The sequence below is a fragment of the Ruegeria sp. AB11 genome, from assembly GCF_056536325.1.
Genome location: NZ_JBQFJO010000001.1, coordinates 2371076 through 2395354, shown reverse-complemented (window position 1 = coordinate 2395354; position 24279 = coordinate 2371076). Strand labels below are relative to the sequence as shown.

General features: G+C 56.5%; 20 protein-coding genes. 6 read left to right on the top strand and 14 right to left on the bottom strand.

The annotated features are described in order from the left end of the window. Positions 1–6: 6 nt before the first annotated feature. A complete protein-coding gene (locus ACR3EJ_RS12070; RefSeq protein ID WP_170470653.1) occupies positions 7–684 on the top strand; it encodes an SH3 domain-containing protein in 678 nt (225 codons plus the stop codon). On the opposite strand, the gene mfd is transcribed toward ACR3EJ_RS12070, so the two are convergent. Continuing rightward, complete coding sequence (gene mfd, locus ACR3EJ_RS12065; protein WP_170540428.1) at positions 681–4136, bottom strand: transcription-repair coupling factor; 3456 nt, start codon at positions 4134–4136, stop codon at positions 681–683. The two genes, ACR3EJ_RS12070 and mfd, sit on opposite strands and share 4 nt — an antisense overlap. Before the next feature lie 18 nt (positions 4137–4154). Beyond that, positions 4155–4682 (bottom strand): component of SufBCD complex, encoded by a 528-nt coding sequence (locus ACR3EJ_RS12060; RefSeq protein ID WP_170540032.1) that lies wholly within the window; start codon positions 4680–4682, stop codon positions 4155–4157. A gap of 120 nt (positions 4683–4802) precedes the next feature. Between ACR3EJ_RS12060 and hemB the strand changes: the two genes are divergently transcribed. The 4 genes from hemB (at position 4803) to ACR3EJ_RS12040 (ending at position 9646) form a co-directional block, all read left to right on the top strand. Next, the gene (hemB, locus tag ACR3EJ_RS12055; RefSeq protein ID WP_170540035.1) at positions 4803–5801 is read left to right on the top strand and encodes a porphobilinogen synthase; all 999 of its coding nucleotides are present in this window, start codon (positions 4803–4805) and stop codon (positions 5799–5801) included. Positions 5802–5944: 143 nt separating this feature from the next. After that, complete coding sequence (locus ACR3EJ_RS12050) at positions 5945–6520, top strand: lipid-binding SYLF domain-containing protein (protein WP_170540037.1); 576 nt, start codon at positions 5945–5947, stop codon at positions 6518–6520. A 163-nt stretch (positions 6521–6683) separates the two neighbouring features. Further along, positions 6684–9146 (top strand): penicillin acylase family protein, encoded by a 2463-nt coding sequence (locus ACR3EJ_RS12045; protein ID WP_170540040.1) that lies wholly within the window; start codon positions 6684–6686, stop codon positions 9144–9146. Positions 9147–9250: 104 nt separating this feature from the next. After that, positions 9251–9646, top strand: coding sequence for a nuclear transport factor 2 family protein (locus tag ACR3EJ_RS12040; protein ID WP_170540042.1), 396 nt, complete (start codon positions 9251–9253; stop codon positions 9644–9646). Positions 9647–9662: 16 nt separating this feature from the next. Here ACR3EJ_RS12040 and ACR3EJ_RS12035 read toward each other — a convergent pair whose 3' ends face one another. From ACR3EJ_RS12035 to trkA, 5 genes are all read right to left on the bottom strand, one after another. Then, complete coding sequence (locus ACR3EJ_RS12035; protein ID WP_170540045.1) at positions 9663–9953, bottom strand: antibiotic biosynthesis monooxygenase; 291 nt, start codon at positions 9951–9953, stop codon at positions 9663–9665. A gap of 32 nt (positions 9954–9985) precedes the next feature. Further along, the gene (hflX, locus tag ACR3EJ_RS12030; RefSeq protein WP_170540048.1) at positions 9986–11257 is read right to left on the bottom strand and encodes a GTPase HflX; all 1272 of its coding nucleotides are present in this window, start codon (positions 11255–11257) and stop codon (positions 9986–9988) included. Next, positions 11257–11496 carry an RNA chaperone Hfq gene (gene hfq / locus ACR3EJ_RS12025; protein ID WP_010440340.1) on the bottom strand — a complete coding sequence of 80 codons (240 nt, stop codon included), beginning with the start codon at positions 11494–11496 and terminating at the stop codon, positions 11257–11259. Before hfq ends, hflX begins: the two co-directional genes overlap by 1 nt. 132 nt (positions 11497–11628) lie before the next feature. Beyond that, positions 11629–13170: a TrkH family potassium uptake protein gene (locus ACR3EJ_RS12020; RefSeq protein ID WP_170540051.1), complete on the bottom strand. Its 1542-nt coding sequence runs from the start codon at positions 13168–13170 to the stop codon at positions 11629–11631. Then, positions 13170–14546, bottom strand: coding sequence for a Trk system potassium transporter TrkA (gene trkA, locus ACR3EJ_RS12015; RefSeq protein WP_010440342.1), 1377 nt, complete (start codon positions 14544–14546; stop codon positions 13170–13172). Before trkA ends, ACR3EJ_RS12020 begins: the two co-directional genes overlap by 1 nt. 96 nt (positions 14547–14642) lie before the next feature. Here trkA and ACR3EJ_RS12010 point away from each other — a divergent pair, with 96 nt between their 5' ends. Beyond that, entirely contained in the window at positions 14643–15122 is a 480-nt protein-coding gene (locus ACR3EJ_RS12010; RefSeq protein ID WP_170540054.1) for a hypothetical protein, read from the top strand. Here ACR3EJ_RS12010 and ACR3EJ_RS12005 read toward each other — a convergent pair. From ACR3EJ_RS12005 to dusB, 7 genes are all read right to left on the bottom strand, one after another. Continuing rightward, the gene (locus tag ACR3EJ_RS12005; RefSeq protein WP_170703192.1) at positions 15087–16280 is read right to left on the bottom strand and encodes an MFS transporter; all 1194 of its coding nucleotides are present in this window, start codon (positions 16278–16280) and stop codon (positions 15087–15089) included. The genes ACR3EJ_RS12010 and ACR3EJ_RS12005 overlap by 36 nt on opposite strands. A 43-nt stretch (positions 16281–16323) precedes the next feature. Beyond that, the gene (locus ACR3EJ_RS12000; protein ID WP_170540060.1) at positions 16324–16911 is read right to left on the bottom strand and encodes a helix-turn-helix domain-containing protein; all 588 of its coding nucleotides are present in this window, start codon (positions 16909–16911) and stop codon (positions 16324–16326) included. A gap of 9 nt (positions 16912–16920) precedes the next feature. Then, on the bottom strand, positions 16921–18330 hold the full coding sequence (gene ntrX / locus ACR3EJ_RS11995) for a nitrogen assimilation response regulator NtrX (protein WP_170540063.1): 1410 nt from the start codon (positions 18328–18330) through the stop codon (positions 16921–16923). Beyond that, positions 18327–20552: a sensor histidine kinase NtrY-like gene (locus tag ACR3EJ_RS11990; protein WP_260026359.1), complete on the bottom strand. Its 2226-nt coding sequence runs from the start codon at positions 20550–20552 to the stop codon at positions 18327–18329. Before ACR3EJ_RS11990 ends, ntrX begins: the two co-directional genes overlap by 4 nt. Before the next feature lie 162 nt (positions 20553–20714). Next, on the bottom strand, positions 20715–22082 hold the full coding sequence (locus ACR3EJ_RS11985) for a sigma-54-dependent transcriptional regulator (protein WP_170540069.1): 1368 nt from the start codon (positions 22080–22082) through the stop codon (positions 20715–20717). Continuing rightward, positions 22082–23161: an ATP-binding protein gene (locus ACR3EJ_RS11980; RefSeq protein ID WP_170540072.1), complete on the bottom strand. Its 1080-nt coding sequence runs from the start codon at positions 23159–23161 to the stop codon at positions 22082–22084. Before ACR3EJ_RS11980 ends, ACR3EJ_RS11985 begins: the two co-directional genes overlap by 1 nt. Continuing rightward, positions 23158–24141, bottom strand: coding sequence for a tRNA dihydrouridine synthase DusB (gene dusB, locus ACR3EJ_RS11975; RefSeq protein WP_480422944.1), 984 nt, complete (start codon positions 24139–24141; stop codon positions 23158–23160). The genes ACR3EJ_RS11980 and dusB overlap by 4 nt, the downstream gene beginning before the upstream one ends. Positions 24142–24279: the final 138 nt, after the last annotated feature.

Below are 24279 nucleotides of genomic sequence, written 5' to 3'. Positions count from 1 at the left end.
CGCCGAATGAATGCACTGTCATTAGCTCTGGCTTTGGTAATGTGTGGTCCCGCATTTGCTCAACGGCAGACATTTCCTCCAGTGGATCAAGCAGAACAAGACCCCACCCTGCTAAAGTTCAGGTCCGATCTGCTTGCAAAAATCGAGGCGCGCGATACCGAGGCCGTGGTGGCTGCCTCATGTCCCGATATTTATCTAAGCCATGGCAGCAATGGCGGACCGGACGAATTCCGAATAAACCTAACTGTGCCGCCCGATCAGCTGAGCGAAGAGTTCAGAGACGAAGCTGACGAACTGCGCGAAGCCTATTGGACAGATTTATACGAAACGCTGTCGCAGCCAGGTTACTTTGACGAACAGGGTGAGTTCTGGATGCCAACACATTGGCAAATCGCCCTGCCCGCTTCCCTGGATCCGTTCACAGCATATTTCGTGGCCGCTGAACAGGTAACGCTGCGCCAATCCCCCTCGCGCGGTGGCCCGATAGTTGGTTTGATCAGCCACGAGGTGGTCATTGTTCCTGACTATCAAACCGATGAAACCTATCAAAAAATTCGACTGACGGATGGAACCACAGGCTACATGCACGGCGACTTTCTGACATCGATGGTTGGGTATCGCGCTGCTTTGGTGAAATCCGAAGCGGGCGATTGGCAGCTTTGCACCTTTGTGACCGGGGACTAGGCTTTTGCCTTTTTCTTCTCAGCCATAACCTTTTCGGCCAGATCGCGCGCGATCGCAAACGCGCCCTTGATCTTGTCGCTGTCCTTTTTCCAATCGCGCCGGACAACGATCTTGTTGTCCTTGACCTTGGCCATTCCACGCTGGTTCTGGATGAACTCGACCAACCCCTGAGGGGAAGCGAACTTGTCATTATGGAACTGGATCGTCGCGCCTTTAGGTCCACCGTCCAGCTTAGCAATCCCTGCCCGTTTACACATCGCCTTGATACGTACGACCAGCATCAGTGTATTCACCTCTTTCGGCAAAGTGCCAAAACGGTCGATCAATTCAGCAGCGAAGCCTTCCAGCTCGACCTTCGTCGACAATGACGACAGGCGGCGATAGAGACCAAGACGCACATCAAGATCGGGCACGTAATCCTCGGGGATAAGAACCGGGACGCCTAGGTTGATCTGCGGGGCCCATTGGTCGTCGGCATCCGACAGCCCTTCCATCTCGCCAGCTTTAATCTTGGCAATCGCCTCTTCGAGCATCGACTGATAGAGTTCGTAGCCTACGTCGCGCATCTGGCCGGACTGCTCTTCACCCAGAAGATTACCGGCCCCACGAATATCCAAATCCTGTGACGCCAGCGTAAATCCAGCCCCCAGCGTATCCAATGAGCCCAAAACCCGCAGGCGTTTCTCGGCCGTTGCCGTAAGGCGTGCGCGCGGTTTGGTGGTCAGATAGGCATAAGCGCGGGTTTTCGAACGGCCTACCCGACCCCGGATCTGATAGAGTTGTGCGAGGCCGAACATGTCCGCCCGATGCACCACCATCGTGTTGGCGGTCGGAATATCCAACCCGCTTTCGACAATAGTGGTCGCCAGCAACACGTCGTACCTGCCGTCGTAGAAGGCGTTCATCCTGTCATCCAGCTCACCCGCTGCCATCTGCCCATGGGCAACCACATAGGTCAGCTCTGGCAGTTGTTCTTTGAGGAATTCTTCGATCTCGGGCAGGTCCGAAATACGCGGGACCACATAGAAGCTCTGCCCACCTCGATAATGTTCACGCAGCAGTGCCTCGCGAATGGTGACGGCATCGAACTCGCTGACATAGGTGCGGATGGCAAGGCGATCGATGGGTGGGGTGCCAATGATCGACAGATCGCGTACCCCGGTCAGAGACAGCTGCAGCGTCCGCGGGATCGGCGTTGCGGTCAGGGTCAGGACGTGTACGTCCGAGCGCAGCTGTTTCAACCGTTCTTTGTGACCCACGCCGAAATGCTGTTCCTCGTCGATGATCAACAGACCCAGATTGTTGAACCGTATCCCTTTGGCCAACAGCGCATGTGTTCCGATCACGATATCCACAGTGCCCCGTGCCAGCCCGTCGCGGGTTTGTTGCGCCTCCTTTGCCGACACAAAGCGTGATAATTGCCGAACCTCCAGCGGGAAGCCCCGGAAGCGTTCCTTAAAGGACGCTGCGTGTTGGCGTGCGAGCAACGTGGTCGGCGCGACTATGGCGACCTGCACGCCTGACATGGCTGCAACAAAGGCTGCGCGCATGGCGACTTCGGTCTTGCCGAACCCAACGTCGCCGCAAATCAGGCGATCCATCGGCGCGCCGGAGTGCATGTCCTCCATCACCTCGGAAATGGCACGCAACTGATCGTCGGTCTCCTGATACGGGAAACGCGCGCTGAACTCCTCCCACGCGTGGGGTGGCGGGTCCATCACCGGGGCCTTGCGCAAAGCACGCTCAGCCGCGATGCGGATCAGCTTGTCCGCCATCTCGCGAATGCGCTCTTTCAGCTTGGCTTTCTTGGCTTGCCAAGCGCCACCGCCCAAACGATCTAGCAGCCCCTCGTCATGGCCGTATTTCGACAGCAACTCAATGTTTTCAACCGGCAGATAGAGCTTTGACTGTTCCGCATACTCCAGCAGCAGGCATTCATGCGCAGCACCAGCGGCGGTGACGACCTCCATCCCCATGTAGCGACCAATGCCGTGGTCTACATGCACCACCAGATCGCCGGGGCTGAGGGATTGGGTCTCGGTCAGAAAGTTCTCGGCCTTGCGGCGTTTCTTGGGTTGGCGGATCAGACGGTCACCCAGCACGTCCTGCTCAGCGATCACCGTCAAATCAGGCGTTTCAAACCCATGCTCCAATGCCCAAACGGCCAGATGCAACCCGCGCTTCCCAACTCGTGTGCCATCGGTCACTGGGATCGCCTCGGCGAGACCCTCGTCCTCGATCAATCCGGTCAGACGTTCGCGCGCGCCTTCTGAATAGGAGGCGATAAGGACCGGACCTTTGTCCATCTTATCGGTGATGTGGCTGGCGAGAGCACCAAATAGGCTGATGCTCTCCTGCTGGCGTTCCGGGGCAAAGTTGCGCCCAATCCGACCACCTGCATCAATCACACCGGGTCCGCTGGCCTGCGGCAGCGGGCTGAACTGTAACACGCGCCGGTCGCCAACCGCCCTTTCCCATGCAGCATCGTCCAGATAAAGCAGCCCGGGGGGCGTAGGTTTATACACAGTATCCATGCGCGAGCGGTTTTCCAGCGCCAGCTTTCGCGTCTCATACTGATCAGCAATCGAATCCCACCGCGCCAACCGCGCTGGTGTGACCTGATCATCAAGTGAGATTGTTGCGCCCGGCAGGTAATCGAACAGCGTCTCAAGCTTTTCATGAAAGAACGGCAGCCAGTGTTCGATACCCTGATGTTTACGGCCAGCGCTGACGGTCTCATACAGCGGGTCATCCGTGCCCGCTGCGCCGAATTCGATGCGGTAGTTCTGGCGAAATCGGGTGATGGCGGCTTCGTCCAGAATAACTTCGGACACTGGGGCGAGCTCGACCACATCAAGCTTTTCGGTCGTGCGCTGCGAGACAGGATCGAACCGGCGCGCGCCGTCCAGGACATCTCCGAACAGGTCCAGCCGAACCGGGCCACTTTCGCCCGGTGGAAAGATATCAATGATACCGCCGCGGATCGCATAATCTCCGGGCTCCATAACAGTCGGGCTTTGGGTGAAGCCCATGCGCACCAGAAAGTTCCTCAGCGCTTCTTCATCTATGCGCTGATCTACGCGGGCGGTAAACGCGGCCTCGCGTAGAATAGCGCGGGCCGGAACCCGCTGTGTTGCTGCATTAAGCGTGGTCAACAGCACAAACTGCTCTGGCATCTGATGTGCTAGTGCAGCCAATGTCGCCACGCGCGCAGCTGAGATATCCGCATTGGGCGACACACGATCATAAGGCAGGCAATCCCAGCCCGGGAAAACGAACACCGGCATGTGAGGGGCAAAAAAGGCCAGCGCCGCCCGCATCGCCTCCATCCGTTTGTCATCGCGCGCGACATGACAGACCGGACCACCCGAGCGGACGATCTCATTCAGCACCAGCTGTGCGTCAAACCCCTCAGGAGCACCGCCGACTGTAACGTGGTTCGGAGCCTTCATCATGCTGCCTCTTTGATATCACCAGCCCAGAACGCCAGCCGTAAAGTTCTGATACATGCCCCAAAACGAAGTGACCAATATAGAGATTATTCCGATGATCTGAGTATAGACCCGGCACCGGCCCAGATTCTTGGCAACGTTTTCCAACGTCAGCTCTTGTTGTCTCATTTTTTTTGCGGTCGATATATTGATGAGCATGACAAAGCACATCGGGCACATCAGCAAGAACACAGCTTGCGCGAATTCAAGCCCGTAAAAGAAACCCATTGTTGCCAACCCGGTCAGCACGAAACAACAGATCGCAAATATCGCGAGACCAGAAGTCTCGACAATATACAACACACGATTCGTGTTGATCCTGGCAATGTCCAACAAATCCTGTTCTGACTGGCCACCGGAACGGCGCGCTCGTGCCACCAGATCGTGGGGCACGCCAATCGACCAATGGCTGGCCGATGACCAAAGAACAGCCAATCCGATCCAATACCACAGATTCGAAAAGCTTCGCATATCGATGATTTCAAATATCGAAGTGTAAATGTCCAAGCGTCTGCCCTTTATTCAACGTCCGCAGGGACCGTCATCGAATGGATGCGTCCATTGTTACCCTTGAGACCACCGGGAATTCATGCCACCCAATGCGCGATTGTTCAAGGAGAGTGCGCCATGAAACCGACCATCGCCCCCTATCCACTGACGCGGTTCCGCCGGGCCCGTCAATCCGAGGCGATCCGGGGGTTGGTGCGCGAGAACACCCTGACCGTCGATGACTTTATCTGGCCGGTTTTTGTGCGCGATGGTGAAGGTATCGAAGAGCCCGTGCCCTCCATGCCCGGGGTCATGCGGCGTTCGGTTGATTTGATCGCAAAAGCAGCTAGCGAAGCACAGGCGCTTGGAATACCGGCTATCTGTATCTTCCCATATACCGATCCCGCGCTGAAAACCGAAGATTGTGCCGAAGCGTGGAATCCCGACAACTTGTCCAATCGCGCTATTCGGGCGGTCAAAGAAGCGGCACCAGATATCGCTGTAATGACCGATGTGGCGCTGGATCCCTACAACATCAACGGCCACGACGGCTATGTTGTGGATGGCGAAATTGTGAATGATCAGACGGTCGAAGCGCTGGTTAAAATGACTCTGGCGCAAGCCGAAGCCGGTGCTGATATTATCGGCCCTTCAGACATGATGGATGGACGGATTGGAGCAATGCGTAGTGCGCTTGAGGCGGCAGGGCATCACAACGTCATGATCCTCAGCTACGCCGCGAAATATGCCAGCGCGTTTTACGGCCCGTTCCGTGACGCCGTTGGGGCCTCGGGCGCACTGACCGGGGACAAGAAGACCTATCAGATGGATCCCGCAAACTCGAACGAAGCGCTGCGTCTGATCGAACGCGACCTGACCGAAGGCGCAGATATGGTCATGATCAAGCCAGGGATGCCCTATTTGGATATTTGCCGCCGGGTAAAAGACAGCTTTGGCGCGCCGACCTACGCGTATCAGGTCTCGGGCGAATACGCGATGATACAGGCAGCAGCCCAAAACGGTTGGATCGACGGCGAAAAGGCGATGCTTGAAAGCCTGCTGGCTTTCAAACGCGCGGGATGTGACGGCATTCTGACGTATTTCGCGCCAGAGGCCGCCCGCATTCTGAACGGCTAACACCTCAGATTGTCGCGATATTTCGCCGATCTACCGCACATGCAGCACAGCTTTCCCGTGACAGGCGGGCGCAATCGGCGTATTCTTGCAAACAAGATCGGGAAGACCCGACAAATCAGGCACATACACAGAGACAGAGAAACATGAGCAGCTCAAACTCCCTCCGACTAAGCCGTCGCGGCTTTGCATTTGGCATGACCGGACTGACGCTAACAGCCGCCTGCGGCAATGGCGTCGGGAATTCCAATGCGGTGGCGCTTGATGCCCGTGTTGATGCGACGCTAAACGAAATGTACAGCAAGTACCCTAATACCGTTGATATCGCCAACAAGGCTAACGGGATGCTGGTCATGCCATTGATCACCGACGCCGGCTTAATCTTCTTCGGTGGTGCCTATGGTCAGGGTGCGCTGCGCATTCAGGGTGCTACGGTTGATTACTATTCGGCCATTTCCGGCACGGCGGGCCTACAGATCGGCGCACAACAATATGCACATGTTCTATTCTTCATGACCGAGGACGCGCTGAATGACTTCCGCCGATCCAGCGGTTGGACCGCAGGCGCCGATATCGGATATGTCGTTGACGCAACCGGTGAGTCGCTTTCGACAGATACCAATCAATTGGGCAAACCCGTGCTAGCAGCGGTCTTTGGGCAGGCGGGTCTGAAATTCGGTGCAACCATAGAAGGCACCAAATACACACGCATCATTCCCTGATTTACGAGCCCCCCTTCCCCCTCAGAGAAGCCCTGCTACATCTTGTGGCAGGGCTTTTAGATTTTATGGATTTCACACATATTCCTGTGGCATTCCTCTTTCGGTTCGGATGGGCTTCCAGTAACCTCTGCGCAAACGAATATACAGATTTCTTGGGGGACAGATGGGTCTGGTTTTTCGCTGGCTGGTGAGAATTACGACGGGCCTGATCCTGCTTTTGGTCGCAGCAATCGGGCTGATCTATTTTCTGGCCAGCCAATCCCTGCCCGAATATGATCAAACCCTTGAAGTTGAAGGGATTACCGCCCCCGTCGAGATCGTCCGCGACACCGCGAACGTACCACATGTCATGGGCCAATCCGACCCGGATGTATTCTTTGGCCTTGGATATGCCCATGCGCAGGACCGGCTTTGGCAAATGACCGTTCTGCGCCGGACCGTACAGGGCCGATTGTCCGAAATATTCGGCCAACGCACAGTCCATATCGACAAGCTCTTGCGACGGCTGGACCTTTATGGCCTTGCCCATCGATCTGTCGACGTACAAGACGATTACACGCTTGCCGCATTGCGCGCCTATTCCGCTGGAATTAACGCCCGGCTGGCCGAAATAAACGAACAGGCGCTAGGTCGTGGCGCGCCCGAGATGTTCTTGTTCAACGCGCCGGTCCCGCCATGGCAGCCCGGCGACAGTCTGGCCATCATGAAACTGATGAGTTTGCAGTTGTCCGGCCACCTTGCGGATGAGGTTCTGCGTGCCCGAACTTCTCTGATGCTGGACGATCCGGCACGTTTGGCTGACATTCTGCCCGATGTCCCTGGCCCCGGGATCGCTGCTCTGCCCGAATATGCTGCTCTGTTTCCGAACCTTCCGCGGTATGCGCAGGGAGCTTCGATGCCTGACACGCCGCTGTCACCTTTCCCCCAGCGCGGACTGGCAGGGGCGTCAAATGCCTGGACCGCCGCGCCGTCTCGTTCGGCCAGCGGTGGCACCTTATTGGCCAACGACCCCCATCTGGGCTTCACCGCACCTGGCATCTGGTACCTGGCCCGGCTGGAGCTTGCCAAAGGCGGAGTGATTGGCGCGACGATCCCCGGTATTCCTGCGATTTCAGCCGGGCGAAGCGAGCGCTTAGGATGGGGTCTGACCTCATCTTATCTGGACGATCAGGACGTCCATATCGAACAGTTGAACCCCGAGAACCCAGAAGAATACCTGACCCCAGACGGATATAAGCGCTTCCAAACCCGGCCTTCGATCATCGAGATCAAGGACGCGGCCCCGATCACTTTGACCCTGCGTTGGACTGAGAACGGCCCCGTTTTACCGGGCACGCATTACCATCTGGAGACCATTACGCCTCCGGGGCATGTGGCCTCCCTGTCATGGAGTGCGCTCAGTCCCCGCGACACCTCGATGAGTGCATCTTTGGCGCTGATGAATGCAGATACCGTTCGGCAGGCCATCAATATAGCCGAAGATTACATCGCGCCATCACAGAACCTGTCATTAGTCGATCGAAACACGATCGGTTTGAAACTGATCGGTGCCATGCCCCGGCGAGACCTTAACAACCAAAGTCGTGGTCGTATTCCAACCCCCGGATGGCTGGAGCGAAACCGCTGGCAGGGCCGGTTGCCTTATGCGGACAACCCGGAATTTGTTGCTCCAGTCGGCGGCGTACTGGGCAATACAAATAACAAGATCATTGATCGCCCCTTCCCAGATCATATCTCATATGAGTGGGGTGACACCCAGCGCGTTCACCGTTGGGAACGCCTGATGCAATCGCGCGAAGTGCACACCCGCGACAGCTTTATCGAGGCACAGCTGGATACGGTCAGCTTTACGGCTCGATCCTTGTTGCCGCTGATCGGTGCTGATCTCTGGTTCACCGGAGAGTCCGCGCCTGATGGCACACCGGAACGTCAGCGGCAAATTGCGCTGGATTTGCTGGCCAACTGGAACGGTGAGATGAATGAGCATCTGCCCGAGCCATTGATTTACGCTGCCTGGCTGCGGGCACTGCAAATCCGTCTGATTGCGGATGAGCTTGGCCCGTTGGCGGTGGAATACAAACATGTCGAACCATTGTTCATCGAGCGTGTTTACCGTGACATCGATGGCGCTTCGGTCTGGTGCGACGTGCGTCAGAGCGCCCCGGCTGAGACTTGCACAGACATGGCTCGGCTGGCGCTGGATGACGCAATCATCTGGATTTCAGAACGATATGGCTCAGCGCTGGAATCTTTGCGTTGGGGTGATGCCCATCAGGCCACCCACGACCACCCCGTGCTGGGCGAAGTGCCGGTGCTGCGTTTCTTCGTAAACATCCGCCAGTCGACCAGCGGCGGCGACAATACCTTGTTGCGCGGCCGCACTTCGGGCGAAGGTTCAGATCCATTCCAGAATGTGCACGGTGCAGGATATCGTGGCGTATATGATTTCGCCGATCCGGACAGTTCAGTATTCATCACGGCCACTGGTCAGTCTGGCCATTTTTTGTCGCGCTACTACGATGATCAGGCCCAGTTGTGGCGCCGGGGCGAATACATTCCCATGTCGTTGGATATCGGTCTTGCCCGCGCCGCGGCAGTTGGTGTGACCGTGCTCAACCCACGCTGACAGTATCGGCAATTCCCCGCCCCTTTTTGCGCGCCGCGTGGACGTGGTTGATTAAATTCGCCTAAAATCAATGGGCCGTCGCATCGCACCAAAGGGGGAAATGCATGGGCAGCCTTCGCGATATTTTGAATAATCTGGCGCGCGACTATGCCGTTGCGTGGAGTTCAGGCGACCCAGACGCGGTTGCCAGCTTCTTTTCGCCGGATGGTCAAATCAGCATCAATCGTGGCGAACCTCTGCAAGGACATGCCGCAATCGCTGAAATGGCGCGTCGTCTTTATGCGGATTTCCCCGATCTGGAAGTACGTTGCGACATGATGCGGTGGGCTGGACCACATGCCCTGTTCGTCAGAACGCTCGAAGGGCATCATCACGCCACTGGTAACCGCGTTGTCACGCGTGGATGGGAGCAGTGGGAACTGACATCGGACAACAAGATCAAAACTTCGCTGGAATGGTTCGATGCACAAGAGCGACAAAGCCAGATTGATGGTGTCTGAAACACGTCCGCGCGCCTTACTCTGAAGTCACAATGTATTCACGGGGAATGCCTTGCGTGATCCGATACCAGTCAGAGTTTTTCGTCCTGTCCTGGTGCGCCTCAAAGGCCGCACTGTTTGCAAAAACCTCGGATACTTCAAACCGACCTAGCTGGTTGGCATCTTCGCAGACATCGAATGAGATACACCCCGCCTCTGCACGAGTCAGTGAAATATGAGCAGGCAGCGCTTGCCGCACCTGTTCCAACCGGTCCTGAGGCACCGTAATATGACCGCGCAAATGAACCTTCTTTTCAGCCTGTGTCATCGACAACCCTTTTTATTGAGTGGGTCCAAACTTCAAAGCGCGGCAAAGCGGGCTGCTTGTTTGTCAGTCCAAAGCACAGTGATTTCGAAACCATCCTCGGTCTGCGCTTCAGATCTCACGACTTCCTGACGAAACAACCACGCCCGCTTTTGGCCTTCAGCGAACGTCAATGAGAGTGTGGATTCATGCCGGGCGCCCTGCAGGATCGTGGCAATTTCAGACAAAAGAGGAGCAATCCCCTCGCCCGTTACAGCCGAAATCGCAAATATTGCCGGATCACGCTCGGCTCGAGCCAGCGTGGCCTGGCGGTCCTCGGGGCTGAGAAGATCAATTTTGTTCCAGACTTCCAGCCGGGGCCGGTCATCCTCGACCCCAAGAGAGGTCAAAATCATCTCGACATCCTGTGCCTGCGCTTCGGTTTCTTCGTGACTAATATCTCGAACATGAACCACAAGATCGGCACCCAACACCTCTTCCAGCGTGGCGCGGAATGCAGCGACCAGTTCTGTCGGCAGGTTCGAAATGAAACCCACTGTGTCCGAAAGGATCACTTCGGGACCATCCGGCAGTTCGACCCGCCGCATCGTGGGATCAAGCGTGGCAAAGAGCATATCTTTCGCCATCACCTTGGCCCCGGTCAGGCCATTGAATAGCGTGGACTTTCCGGCGTTGGTGTAGCCGACCAATGCAACGATTGGGTACGGAACCTTGGCCCGCGCGGCGCGGTGCAACGTGCGGGTCTTGACTACTTTCTGCAGCTGCCGCCGTAGACGCACCAATTGTTCATCGATCGCACGCCGGTCCGCTTCGATCTGGGTTTCACCCGGCCCGCCGACAAATCCCAATCCGCCACGCTGCCGTTCAAGGTGGGTCCAGGCCCGCACCAATCGCGTTCGTTGATAGCTGAGTGCCGCCATCTCGACTTGTAGCACCCCTTCGCGGGTACGCGCACGATCACTGAAAATCTCCAGGATCAGCCCGGTTCGATCGAGGATTTTGACCTTCCAGGCCTTTTCAAGATTTCGTTGCTGAACAGGCGTGACTGGTCCGTCGATCAGAACCAGTTCCACTTCGTTCTCGTGGAAACGCTCACCCAACTCTTCGATCTTGCCGCTGCCGAACAGCAATCCCGCCTGAGCCCGCTGTAAACGTACAACTTCGGACCCGACCACATCCAGATCGGGCAAAGCGGCAGCCAATGCCACCGCCTCTTCCAGCGCCGGTTCTGGAACGCGGCGCTGTTCATCTGATTTGATTTCCGGATGCAGCACCCAGGCACGGGTGCGCGTCCTATCATGTTCCATCAAGAGGCGTCTTCGCCCTCATACAGGCTGATCGGCTGTGACGGCATGATGGTCGATATCGCGTGTTTGTAGACCAGCTGCGACTGTCCGTCGCGGCGCAACAACACACAAAAATTATCGAACCAGGTGATTACACCCTGCAATTTCACGCCATTGATCAGGAATATCGTGACCGGGACTTTTGCTTTCCGTACATTATTCAGGAACGCGTCCTGCAGATTCTGTCTGTCCGAAGCCATATTGTTTTAATCTCGCCATTGTTCTTGCTACGCGCTGCGGACCAACGCGCTCCCTCCGGCGGAGTATGGAGTGGTGCGCGCAGATATTCCAGATGAAAAATCGTGCAGTAACAGCAGACGCCTGCCGCAGGGTCAATCGCGCCACAGGGTTGGTGTAATCAGTGCGACGATCGCCAGGGTTTCCAAACGGCCAATAACCATCGCAGCGCAAACTGTCAGTTTGGCTGCACCTGACAGATCAATAAGTCGAATGGGGACATCAGTTGCCAATTCAATCAGCGGCCCCGTTGTGCTCAGCGCCGCAACGCTCAGCACCATCGCCTGCTCAAACCCGACACCCATGGCGGCCAGCAGCAAATCGAACAGAGCCAACGTCAAAGCAAACATCATCAGGAAGATCCAGGCGATGAAGGCCCCGTCGCTTTGGATACGTCGGTTGCCTCCGCCTTCGCCGCTGACAGAAGACGGATAGATCAGTCGGTCAATTTCGCGCTTACCATTCAGATAAAGTGCAAAAACGCGCAGCAGTTTGACCCCTCCTGCGGTTGTTGCAACACCGCCGCCAATCAACGCCAAACCCATCAGGATCAAACCAGGTGTCCCGAGGCCCGATAGTTGCTGCGCATCGTTCCATTTCGCGCTTTCAAATCCGGCTGTTGTCAGGAAAGACATTCCAGTGAACACCATACCCCAAGCCACGTGCAACGCCTGCACAATCTCGATCTGAATACCAAGCTCGGCCGTTCCCGCCAGAACTCGGATAAACAACAATACCGCAACCGCCAGCACGATAAAGATACCGATCCGAAACTCAGGGTCTTTGTCCAGCCGCGAATAGCCCGAGGTCGCTGTATCGGTCGAAAAGGTCAGCCGCGACAACGCGAAGAAAAGGAACAGGAAGATGATAGCTTCGCCGGTTATACCTGCTGTTGATCCTTCCAACCCGCCCACAGGCGAAATACCCGAGGTCGCCATCACCGACATCGCGTGGCACACTGCGGTTAAGCCTTGTTCGCCTGCGATCAGCAAAAGAACCCAGATCACCGCTGTCAATCCGGCATAAATCGGAGCCAAAGCGCGCGACACACGGATCAGATGGCCCCTTGGATCGGTCTTTTCGCTTTGGGCAACACCCGAGACCGGTCGACCAGGTTGCCCTTTTGCGGTTACCTCGAATCCACCCAACGACAAAGGCGCGAGGATCGCCGCCGCAGAAATCCACATTAACAGCCCCCCCATCCATCCAACCAAAGCGCGCCACAAATGCAGCGGTGCAGACAGACGCTGGGGATCCGGGAACAGGTCAGCGCCGGTTGTTGTCAGCGCACTGACCATATCAAAATAAGCATTTAGAAAACTGGTTGTTCCCAGCGCATCATGAAACGGTATGGCCAGAAAGATTGGCAACAAGGTGAACGCGGCAAGTAGAACCGCCAATTGGCCAAGCGTCCCGCGCCGGGGTTTTCGGTTCGACATCGCAAGCGCAATGATCAAGACAACGAACACACCTAACAGCCCGGAATAAAAGAAAGATCGTGAGGTATCGTGATCATCCAGTGCCAGCGCGTAGGCAGCGGGAATCCACATCGACAGCGCGACAATTCCCCAGATCATCAGCAACAGCGGTAGTCGCCGCAATACTCCGATCCGTTGCTGTCCACGTGCCTGCAACATCAGAAGAAATCGATCGAGACCTGCATCAGACGTTCAACCTCGGGCACGTCTTTGGCCATAGCAAAGATTGCAACGACATCCTTCTCGTCAATGCGGAGGCTTCCAGTTGGGCGCAGCACCTCGTCTCCTTTGCGGACGGCACCGACCAATACGCCCTCGGGGAAATCAATATCACGCAGCTTTTGCCCCGCCATCGGAGAAGTCGACAGGACTTCGGCCTCAATAACTTCGGCTTCGGCGTCGCCAATAGAATAAACCTGACGCACCCGACCGTGACGGATGTGGCGCAGGATCGAACTTACTGTTGTCGCACGCGGATTGATATAAGCGTCGATTCCCAGCGGCCCCATCAGGGCGACCATACTGGGGTCATTGATCAAAGCGATGGCCAGCGGGCAGCCCTCGCCCTTGGCACGCACCGCAGCCAACATGTTGGTGCGATCGTCGTCTGTGACTGCCAGCATCGCATCGGCGCGTTCAATACCTGCCTCGCTCAGCAAAGACGAATCCAGACCGTCGCCATTCAATACGATGGTGCGCTCCAGCCCCTCGGCAGCGATTTCCGCGCATCGACGGTCACGCTCGATGATCTTGGCACGGACGCGGCTTTCACGTTCTTCCAGCGTGCGGGCAACTTCCAACCCGACATTTCCGCCACCCACGATGACGACTCGATCTTGCTGACGTTGGGCTTTGCCGAACACCTCCATCGTGCGATCAACATCCTTGACGCTGGTAAAGACATAGCATTCGTCACCAACAAACAGCTGATCCTCGGATTCAGGCGCGAACAACGTCCCTTCACGACGAACACCAACAACGATTGAACTGAGCGTCGAGAACAAATCAGTCAGCTGGCGCAGCGGAGTGTTGACGATTGGACAGTCTTCTTCAACCCGAATACCCAGCAGCTGCGCCTTACCGTCCATGAAAATCTCGGTATCGAAAGCCGACGGAGCCGACAGACGGCGCATTGCAGCGGCAGCGACCTCGCGTTCAGGGCTGATTACCACATCGATGGGCAGATGATCGCGGCGATAAAGATCAGAATGGATCGCTTCGAGATAGGATTTAGACCTCAGACGCGCGATCTTGCGCTGGATCGAAAAAACCGAGTGCGCCATCTGGCAGGTGACCATGTTCACCTCGTCCGAATGGGTTGCAGCAATGATCATATCAGCGTCGCGGGCCCCTGCCCGATCCAGCACATCCGGATAACTTGCGAATCCAGCGATCCCCTGCACGTCCAGCGTCTCAGTCGCGCGACGCACCAGATCAGGGTTGTTGTCGACCACCGTTACATCGTTCAGTTCGCCCGAAAGGTGACGCGCAATCTGCCAGCCCACTTGGCCGGCACCGCATATGATGACCTTCATACTCTTGGCCTTTCTGCCTGAAATCTTTGAATGACAGATGCCCCCAAAGCGGTCAATTGAATTGTCATGGATGACAAGCTGAGCCAAAGTAACTGTATGAAAACAATTCTGCCCGCTCTGATTTGCTTGCTGACACTATCTGCCTGTGGTCCGCTTTCGCTGTATTACCGCGAGGGCGAAAGCGTTGCGCGCATGCAGACCGAAACCACGAACTGTCAGGTGCAAGCTCTTAAAGACGCCCCTGTCGCCAATCAGGTCCGTCAGAGCCCACCGGTATACTGGCCCGGGCGCACCTATTGTGATGGCCGTGGGCGTTGCTATCGCAACCCTGGATGGTGGGAACCCGGACGGATCTATACCGTTGACGTGAATCAGGGGCTAAGAAACAAGGTCGAGGCACAGTGTATGGCACAGAAAGGGTACCGCCCGGTCAGCCTGCCGCCTTGCAAACAAGGTGTCAAATCGCGGGTTGCACCCGCACGTACCACAACTCTTCCACCGCTGAGCACTGAGTCGTGTTTCGTGAAGTTTGAAGACGGGTCATTTCAAATCATCACCCCAGGACAGGCCGGCTGATTTGCGACGCTTGGCCAGTGCGAGATGAGCAAATATGGCGATGCCATAGAATGCAGCCACGGCCAAAAACATACCGACCTCTTTTGCGCCCAAAAGAACTGCCAGTAAAACTGGCGTCCCTAGCAGATTTCCTGCATTCCCCATCTGCGCCATTGCGCCGTAGCTTAACGCCTGGGTCTCGGCAGTGTCGTTCAACTCGGGCACAGCAGCGAAACTACCGCCCTGAACAAGCCCAAGAACCGCAAACAATGCGATGCATCCGAAGGCAAGCGGAGCCCCCAGAAACAGCGAAATGATCGTCAGAATCCCCATGGCGAATCCCAGATTCACGACACTGACGCAGGACAGCACGGTCAAAAGCAGCGGTACCAGCAACCATGACAACACGATCCCGGCCAACGGCATCAATGCTGCGATCGATGCACCCTGCCCTTCGGGTAAGCGCCCCGGCAGAATTGCCAGAAGTGAGACGAAAGTGAGCGTGTAGAAGAACCATCCGATCGCCGGAGCCGAGATGAATGGCGAGCGATAGGTCCTTAGGTGCACACCAAGCAAAGAAGATAAACTCCACCTCGTGCCGGCTGGCTGATCTATTTCGATCTTCAATTTGCTGGACGCTATCAGCGCGGCAATCACCAACATCAATCCGCCATGCAGGGCAAAATACACCGGCAATCCATAGCGGTCGACAATTGGCAACCCGAACCAGGCATTCAACGCAAAGGCTACGCCAAAAAACGTACTCCATAGCACCATAGAGTTGTACCTAGCGCGACCGGTTGTGATCTGTGCAATCAAGGTCGGCGCCGCGACAACAATCGCAAGATGGGATAGCCCTTCGACCACCCGGCTGAGCAACATCAATTGGAATCCCGGCAGACTTGCTTGCAATATTGACAATGCACCCCCAAGAACCAAACCCGACAAAAGCAGACGGTTTGGCCCGATCCGCGCCGCAATCGCACCCGACATCGCACCCAGCGCTGCTCCCATCAGGCTGATAATCGATAGCAGCCAGCCGATCACCGCCGCATGATCGGGATAAAGCAATCCAATGTCAGCAAACGGAACGGCGATCTTGGCAAACTGGGTCGCAGCCCCGAGGCCTGCGAACCAAATCAGCAAAACTTGCAGAAATGTTCGGAAAGAGTCGCTCATGAACTCGGTCTATCGCGACCTACACACCAGCGGAACGCATAAATTATGCGGCACCCTCTCGCCGACCGCTGACCAGACGAACCGGGGTGCCATCCGAAAGATACAATCGCTCCCAAACGATCCGTCCAGCGCTGATTCTGATTTGGTCATGCACGGCTTCCGAGGTCAGAAACGCCTTGGGCGCAGGCGAGTGCAAATCCCACCAACCATCGAGTTGGAGTTCCGCCTCGGCCTGTCGGATCTCATCCGTCGCAAATTGCCAGAGTGATACACCCAGCAACGCGTGCTGAGAGGTTTTCCAATCTCGTGCACGACTGGCCGAATAGGCAAGGCAAGTGTGTGTGGCTTCTTCAACAAGGTGTAGGCACTCGGACGAATTTACCACCAGACGTTTAAGCGCGGAATCCTGTGCCTTTGCCGGACCAAGCGCCGCAAAAACAACCTGTTGAACATGGGCCGAAGGGGTTTGGCCACCATTTTCCCACCTAGAAATCGTGGCCTGATCAACCTCGATCAGATCAGCAAGGGCAGATTGCTTTAAGCCAACCACGCGGCGCAGCCGTTTCAGCCGCTTTCCAAAGGCTGGAAAGCCAATGGAAACGGCTGTGGTCTTCGAGCAATCTGCGGTCATTGAAGCAAATCACTCTGCGGGTTCGGGCTCATCAATCTGCGCCACCCGCGCACCTGACTTGTTCGAGGTCACGACCCCCAATGACTTGAGCTTGCGGTGCAAGGCGCTGCGCTCCATTCCGACGAAGCTGGCAGTGCGGCTGATGTTACCACCAAACCGATTGATCTGCGTCAGCAGATACTCACGCTCGAATGCTTCGCGGGCCTCGCGAAGCGGCAGCGTTGCCAGAGCACCGGACAGGACCACCCGTCCGGTTTCATCTGCCTTCTCTTCTTCATTGGGCAGTTCGCGTGCCTCAATCGGGCCGGTACTATCCCCAAGGATCAGTACCCGTTCGATCAGGTTCTTGAGCTGACGCACATTGCCTGGCCATGTCATCGTTTGAAGCAGCGCGACGGCCTCATCGGAAAGTTCACGCACTGGCAGGCCCTGCGTGTCGTTGCACATCTCGATAAAATGCTGCGCCAAAACCGGTATGTCTTCGCGGCGCTCTTCCAAAGATGGAACTGAGATCGGTACAACGTTCAGACGATGATACAGTTCTTCGCGGAACCGCTCTGCTGCAATTTCCTGTTCCAGATCGCGGTTGGTCGAAGAGATGACGCGCAGATCAACCCTCACTTTGTCTGACCCGCCGACGCGCTGAAACTGCTGATCGACAAGCACGCGCAAGATTTTGGACTGCGTCCCCAGCGGCATATCAGCGACTTCGTCGAAATAGACAACCCCGCCATGGGCCTCTTCCAGCAGGCCTGACTCGACACCACGCTCCGAGGATTCACGGCCGAACAGAACCTCTTCGACCCTCTCAGGCTCGATCCCGGCGCAGTTTACCGTGACGAATGGTGCATTGGCGCGATTGGAATGGGCATGGATATAACGTGCTGCGATCTCTTTGCCCGAGCCCGCCGGACCGCTGAGCATGACCCGACCATTGGACTTGGTCACCTTATCCAACTGCCCCTGCATCGCCCGGAACGAAGCCGATTTGCCGATCATATCGGAACAGCTGACTTCCTGCCGTTTCAACGAAGCATTCTCGCGGCGCAGGCGCGAAGTTTCCATCGCGCGGCGGATAACCACCATCAACTGATCAATATTAAAAGGCTTTTCGATAAAATCGTATGCCCCCTGTTTGATCGCCGCGACCGCAATCTCGATATTGCCGTGCCCGGAAATGATCACCACCGGCACATCCGGGTTGTCGCGTTTCACCGCCTTCAGGATGTCAATCCCATCCATGCGACTGTCTTTCAGCCAGATATCCAAGATCAACAGTCCGGGAGGTTCGGCATTGATCGACGACATGCACTCATCCGAGTTTGCCGCCAGCCGTGTGGAATAGCCTTCGTCCTCTAGAATATCGGACACCAATTCGCGAATATCGCGTTCGTCATCTACGATCAGAATGTCGCTCATCTTTGGCCTGCTTTCAGTTTGTTTGTTTTAATCGCCTGTTTTTCCGGCGCATCTGTCGAGCCGCCTGAGGCCCCGGGAAGACGAATGACAGCCATCGCGCCGTAATGGTCCTGTCCGTCAAATGTGGGCGCATCTTCTAATGTCAGCGCTCCGCCATGTTCTTCGATTATCTTTTTGACGATAGGCAGGCCCAAGCCCGTGCCTTCGTCACGCGTGGTTACATAAGGTTCAAACAGCCGCGCCCGATCTTCTGGCAGGCCGATGCCGTTATCGGCAATGGTAATCTGCGTTCCCGCATCGTCATTGCTGACCGCCACCTTAATCTGAGGTTCAAGATTGTCCGGGGCGCCTTTTTCTTTCAGCGTTTCAATAGCCTCGCCCGCGTTCTTGATCAGGTTCGTCAAGGCCTGGCTCAACATGGTCGAATCCACATCCGCCAGAATAGGCTGTTCGGGCAGATCCGCGTCGATCTGAACATCGGGTTGGCCCGCCTGCTGCAACAACACCGCCTCACGCACCAGCGTCACAATGTTTTCTTCGCGCCGCTCCGGCTCGGGCATCCGCGCGAACTTCGAGAACTCATCGACGATCCGTCGCAGATCATTGGTCTGACGCACGATCACATCTGTCATCGATTCAAGGCTACTGCAGTCTTCTTCATTCAGCTTGCGCGAAAACTTACGTTTGATCCGCTCGGCGCTCAGCTGGATCGGGGTCAGAGGATTCTTGATCTCATGCGCAATGCGACGGGCCACATCGCCCCAAGCCGCCATGCGCTGTGCACTGACCAAATCGGTCACATCGTCGAAGGCCACAACGTAGCCTTCCAAGCCGCCATCTTCACCTCGACGCGTCGCCATGCGTACCAGCAAGTTCTCTAATTGACCCTTTCGAGTCACTTTCACTTCGCCCTGAACAGCCTCCTGCCCGCTGTCCTTGAGCGTTTCGAACAATGGCAAGAATTCGGGCACGGCTATGCCTATCGCAAGATGATGCTCACCGCCCGACCAACCCAACAGGCGCTCTGCGGACCGGTTCACAAAAGTTACGCACCCTTCGGAATCAACGCCCACAACCCCCGACGTCACCGAACTGAGCACCGAGTCGAACAACCTTCGGCGGCGTTCGATCTGGCGCGTATTCTCCAGCAAGGTATCGCGCTGCCCCTTCAACTGGCGGGTCATCTGATTGAAGTATCGGCCCAGCATCGCGATTTCATCATCGCTGGCCTCTTCGATGACCTGAACGCTCAGATCACCTGCACCGACCCGTTGCGCAGCCGTTGTCAGCCGCCCTACGGGACGTGAAAGGCGCTCGGCAAACCACATGCCCAGCGACATAGCCGCCAATATCAGGATCACCGCGAAACCCAGATACAGAAGACCGAACTCGAACAGTACCCGACCACGCTCACTTTCGAGCTGACTGTAAAACTGCGCGGTTTCTTTGGTCTCATCCAGTAGGGTCAAAAGCTGTCCGTCAACCTCGCGGCTGACATATAGGTATCGGTCCAGATAGGCCTGCAATGGTACAAGAGCGCGGAACTCGCTGTTCTCCCAATCTGCGATAATCGCCACACCCTGATCATTGGCCTCAATCATCTCTTCGGGCGTCGGTGCCTCGTAGTCGAACAGGTAGGAGCGATCACCACGCGACCGAATTTCAGCACTGCCATCAATTACATAGGCCTCACGCAAACCGCGTTGAATCTGGGACTGCCCCTGCGCCAGAACCTCACGCAATTCGGCATCTGAGATGTAGTAATCTAGTGATCGCGCGTTATCCAGAAATCGCGCCAGAACGATCGCGTCCTGCGTCAGCCCTTCGCGGTGCTCTTGTTCGTAGGCTTCGGCGGCCGTAAGAGATGACCCAACAACCTGCCGAACCCGATCCGAGAACCAGCCTTCAAGGCCGATATTCACCGTGAGCCCTGCAAAAATTGCAACCGTAACTGTCGGCACCAGAGCCAGCAGCGTAAACGCGCCGATCAAGCGCAGGTGAAGCCGTGACCCTGCTGATTTCGCGCGTCGGGCGGCGATCAGACTGAATAACTGCCCCAACACCAACGCTGCGACGACCAGCACATAAACCAGATCGGCCAGCAGAATCAGCCTCAGCGTCGGCGCCGCCGCGCCTAAATCAAAGGGACCAATGACCAGATAAGTTGCCAGCGCCAGAATGGGGCCCAACACGACCAGACCCAAGGTACTGAAATTGCGCATCCTCCGGGACTTGCGCCACCGGTTGATCGATAGGATCGGCCCGTTCTGTGCCCGGGTTGCCACCGTCTGCCCTCATTCTGATGTGCCGCCTGCGCGGCTTACCGCCATATGTCGTGGTCGTTCCCGGGGTCGAACCCGAATGCCACGGTTTGTGTGGCGATATTACATCAGTTTGCGGCGGCGTGTCACCTGAATATCGAGGTCGGTAATCTTTTTCCGCAACGTATTTCGGTTAATCCCCAGAAGATCAGCACATTTTGCTTGATTTCCACCGGTCGCATCCAGCGCAATTTCGATCAGAGGCGCTTCGACTTCACGCAAAATACGCTGATAGAGCCCGGGCGGTGGTAGGATATTCCCGTGTAAATCGAAGTATCGCCGCAGGTGACGCCCCACCGAAGCTGACAGTTTTTCACGCTCGCCATCCCCCAGAACCGGCTCAGCCTCAGGCTGACTGCCCAAAACCATCTCAACTTCGGTGCGCGAGATTTCTTCTGCACGGCTTGTCAGGCTGAGACGACGGATGGCATTTTCCAGCTGCCGGACATTCCCAGGCCAGGAATATCGACGCACAAGCTCCACAGCTTCGGAGCTGAGGCGGCGTTTCGTTCCGCTTTCGCGCTCTTCCCTCGCAAGAAAATGGTCGGTGAGCAACGTGATATCATCAACGCGTTCTCGCAGAGCAGGAACATGTACTGTCGCACCGCAGAGACGATAATAAAGGTCCTGCCGCACGCGGCCACTCTCCATGGCGTCAGTCAGGTCAGATTGGCTGGTGGCCATGAAACGCGGCACATGATCGCCCGGAGTGTCCATCATGCGCACGATCCGGGCCTGAATCTCGTCATCGATATCGGCGATCTCATCGATCAACAGCGTGCCGCCCCTCACACGTGCCATGACTCGCGCCGGACCTTCCAGATCACTTAGATCAGCGGCAGTCACGGTGACAAACGGCAGAGTTCGACGGTCTGAAAAATCGTGAATAGCGCGCGCAATCAGAGATTTACCTGTACCACTTTCACCCGATATCATCACTGACAGATCGGTGTTCATCACCCGCGCCACGAGACGATAGAGCGCTTGCATAACTGGGGTGCGCCCAACAAGCGGCAACTCGTCTGGACGATCTTCGCTGGCTTCGACAGGCTCAGCCTGAGCATGCTGTTTCTGATCAAGCGCCCGTGCAGTCCGCTTCATCAGATCAGGCAAATCGAAGGGCTTGGGCAGATAGTCATAGGCATCCGCCTCGGCAGCCTGAATGGCCGTCATGATGGTGTTCTGGGCCGAGATCACGATGACCGGCAATCCAGGTCGATCCTGTGCGATCTTTGGCAACATCTCGAGCCCGTTTCCATCCGGCATCACTACATCCGAGATCACCACGTCGCCCTTGCCTTCGGCCACCCAGCGCATGAGCGTGGTCAGCGAAGATGTGGCATGCACCTTGCACCCCGCCCGCGTGAGGGCCTGTGTCAGAACCGTGCGGATCGTGCGGTCGTCATCGGCAACCAGAACTGTGCCATCCATCAGATGCTCTCCTTGTCATATGTGCCCTGTGGCGCGCGCCGCAGGGACAAACGGAATACAGTGCGCCCAGGCACCGATTCCGCTGATATCCATCCGTCGTGGTCGGATATGATCTTGCTGACCAGCGCCAGCCCCAGGCCGGTTCCGTTTTCTTTACCCGAAACAAACGGATCGAAAATCTCGCCCTGAATTTTCTCCGGCAGTCCGGGACCGTCATCGATGATCTCGATTTGCAAAGGCAGCGAGTGACCGGAACCATCACTGCGACGCAGCCGGAATGAATGTTCGAAATAGGTGCGAAGCCGGATTATGCCACTGCCATCAGCAGCCTCAGAGGCATTCTTAAGCAAATTCAAAATCACCTGCAAAAACTGGTCCGGGTCTCCGTACGCCATTGGCAAAGATGGATCGTAATCCTCAACGATGGTCATATGAGCGCCAAACCCAAGCAGCGCCGATCTGCGCGCGCGGTCCAAAACGTCGTGTATATTGACTGGCTTGAAATCGGGCTGAGACAGGTTTCCGAACTGTTCCACCTGTTCCAGTAGCTTCACAATACGACGGCTTTCCTCGACAATAAGATCTGTTAATTCAAGATCTTGTTGTGAGATATTCATGCTGAGCAACTGTGCCGCACCGGTGATCCCGGCCAGAGGGTTTTTGATTTCATGCGCCAGCATCTCGGCCATGCCAATGGCCGATTGCGCCGCCGACTTCACGGTATTGCCTCGGGTCATCCGCCCAGACAATTCACGTGGTGAGATGATCATAATCATGGAACCGGGATGCCCCATTAATGGCGCGATCTGCAGGGCACATTGCAGCGGCGCGCGATTACCCGAGCCCACATCCACATCATTCACAAACAGGGGCGTGCTCTGCTGACGGGCGCGTATGAAAGCCTCTTCCAAAGGCGCATCGACTGCGATCTGATCCCAGACTGGATGCCCGATTACAGCTTTGCGCGAAGCGTTCAGGAACCCCTCACCTGAAGAATTGACATCCGATATGCGGTCGTCAGGATCGATGATAAAGGTCGGAACCGGCAGCGAGGTCCAGATACTCTGATCCGAGGTCATGCCGCCACCTCTGCAGAGCTGTTCAAAGCATCGCCCAGTAGCTGCAGAACTTCATCCGTATCGCGTGATGTAAGTACTGCGCGCCGTAAGGTGGCAGACGTCCCGGCCTCATCCATGTACCATCCCAAATGCTTGCGTGCGACGCGCAAGCCCAGCTCAATGCCGTAGAATGAGAGCATCGCCTGATAGTGGGCGCGCACCATCTCGATCAGGTCGGCACCCACCGGAATGTCCGGAGCCGCAGCTCCATATAGATCGTGACAGATCTGCGCCAGCAGCCATGGCTTACCCTGCGCGCCTCGACCCACCATCACTCCGTCTGCCCCGGACTGATCCAGCGCGGTCTGCGCGGCCTGGGTATCAACGATGTCGCCATTTGCGATGACCGGGATCGAGACCGCCTCTTTCACCGCCCGGATCGCCTGCCAATCTGCCCGACCTTTGTAGAACTGGCACCGTGTACGACCATGAATCGTCACCATCAGGATGCCAGCATCCTGCGCCCGTCGCGCCACATCCGGCGCGTTCAGCAATTTGTCATCCCACCCCAGGCGCGTCTTCAACGTGACGGGTACGCCCACAGCATCCACCACGGCCTCTATCAGCGTCAGCGCGTGATCCGGCGTCTTCAGCAGGGCTGAACCGGAATAGCCGTTGGTCACCTTCTTAGCTGGACATCCCATGTTGATGTCGATCACTCGGGCGCCCCGGTCGACGACCTGCCGGGCAGCCTCGGCCATCCAGTGCGCCTCGCGACCGGCCAATTGCACCGCCGTGTTCTCAACATCCGCCGACAGTTCTGCCCGTTCACGGACGCCTGGTTTGGCCTGCACCATCTCTTGGCTGGCAACCATTTCGCTGACCACCATGCCTGCACCGAAGCGCATCACAAGATCCCGAAAAGGCCGGTCGGTGATTCCGGCCATAGGTGCCAGCAGCACCGGCGGGGTCAGGTCCTTCTCAGCAAGACGCAGGGTCAATGTGCTTAATCCTTGAGCAGTTGCGCTTTTAATATCGAAATTGCAGCATATGAACAACAAATCGACGGCATTCAAGCCCGCTAAATCATCAGATGCTTAATTTTTAGGCAGATTGACTTGGGTGATTGCCTCTGCATT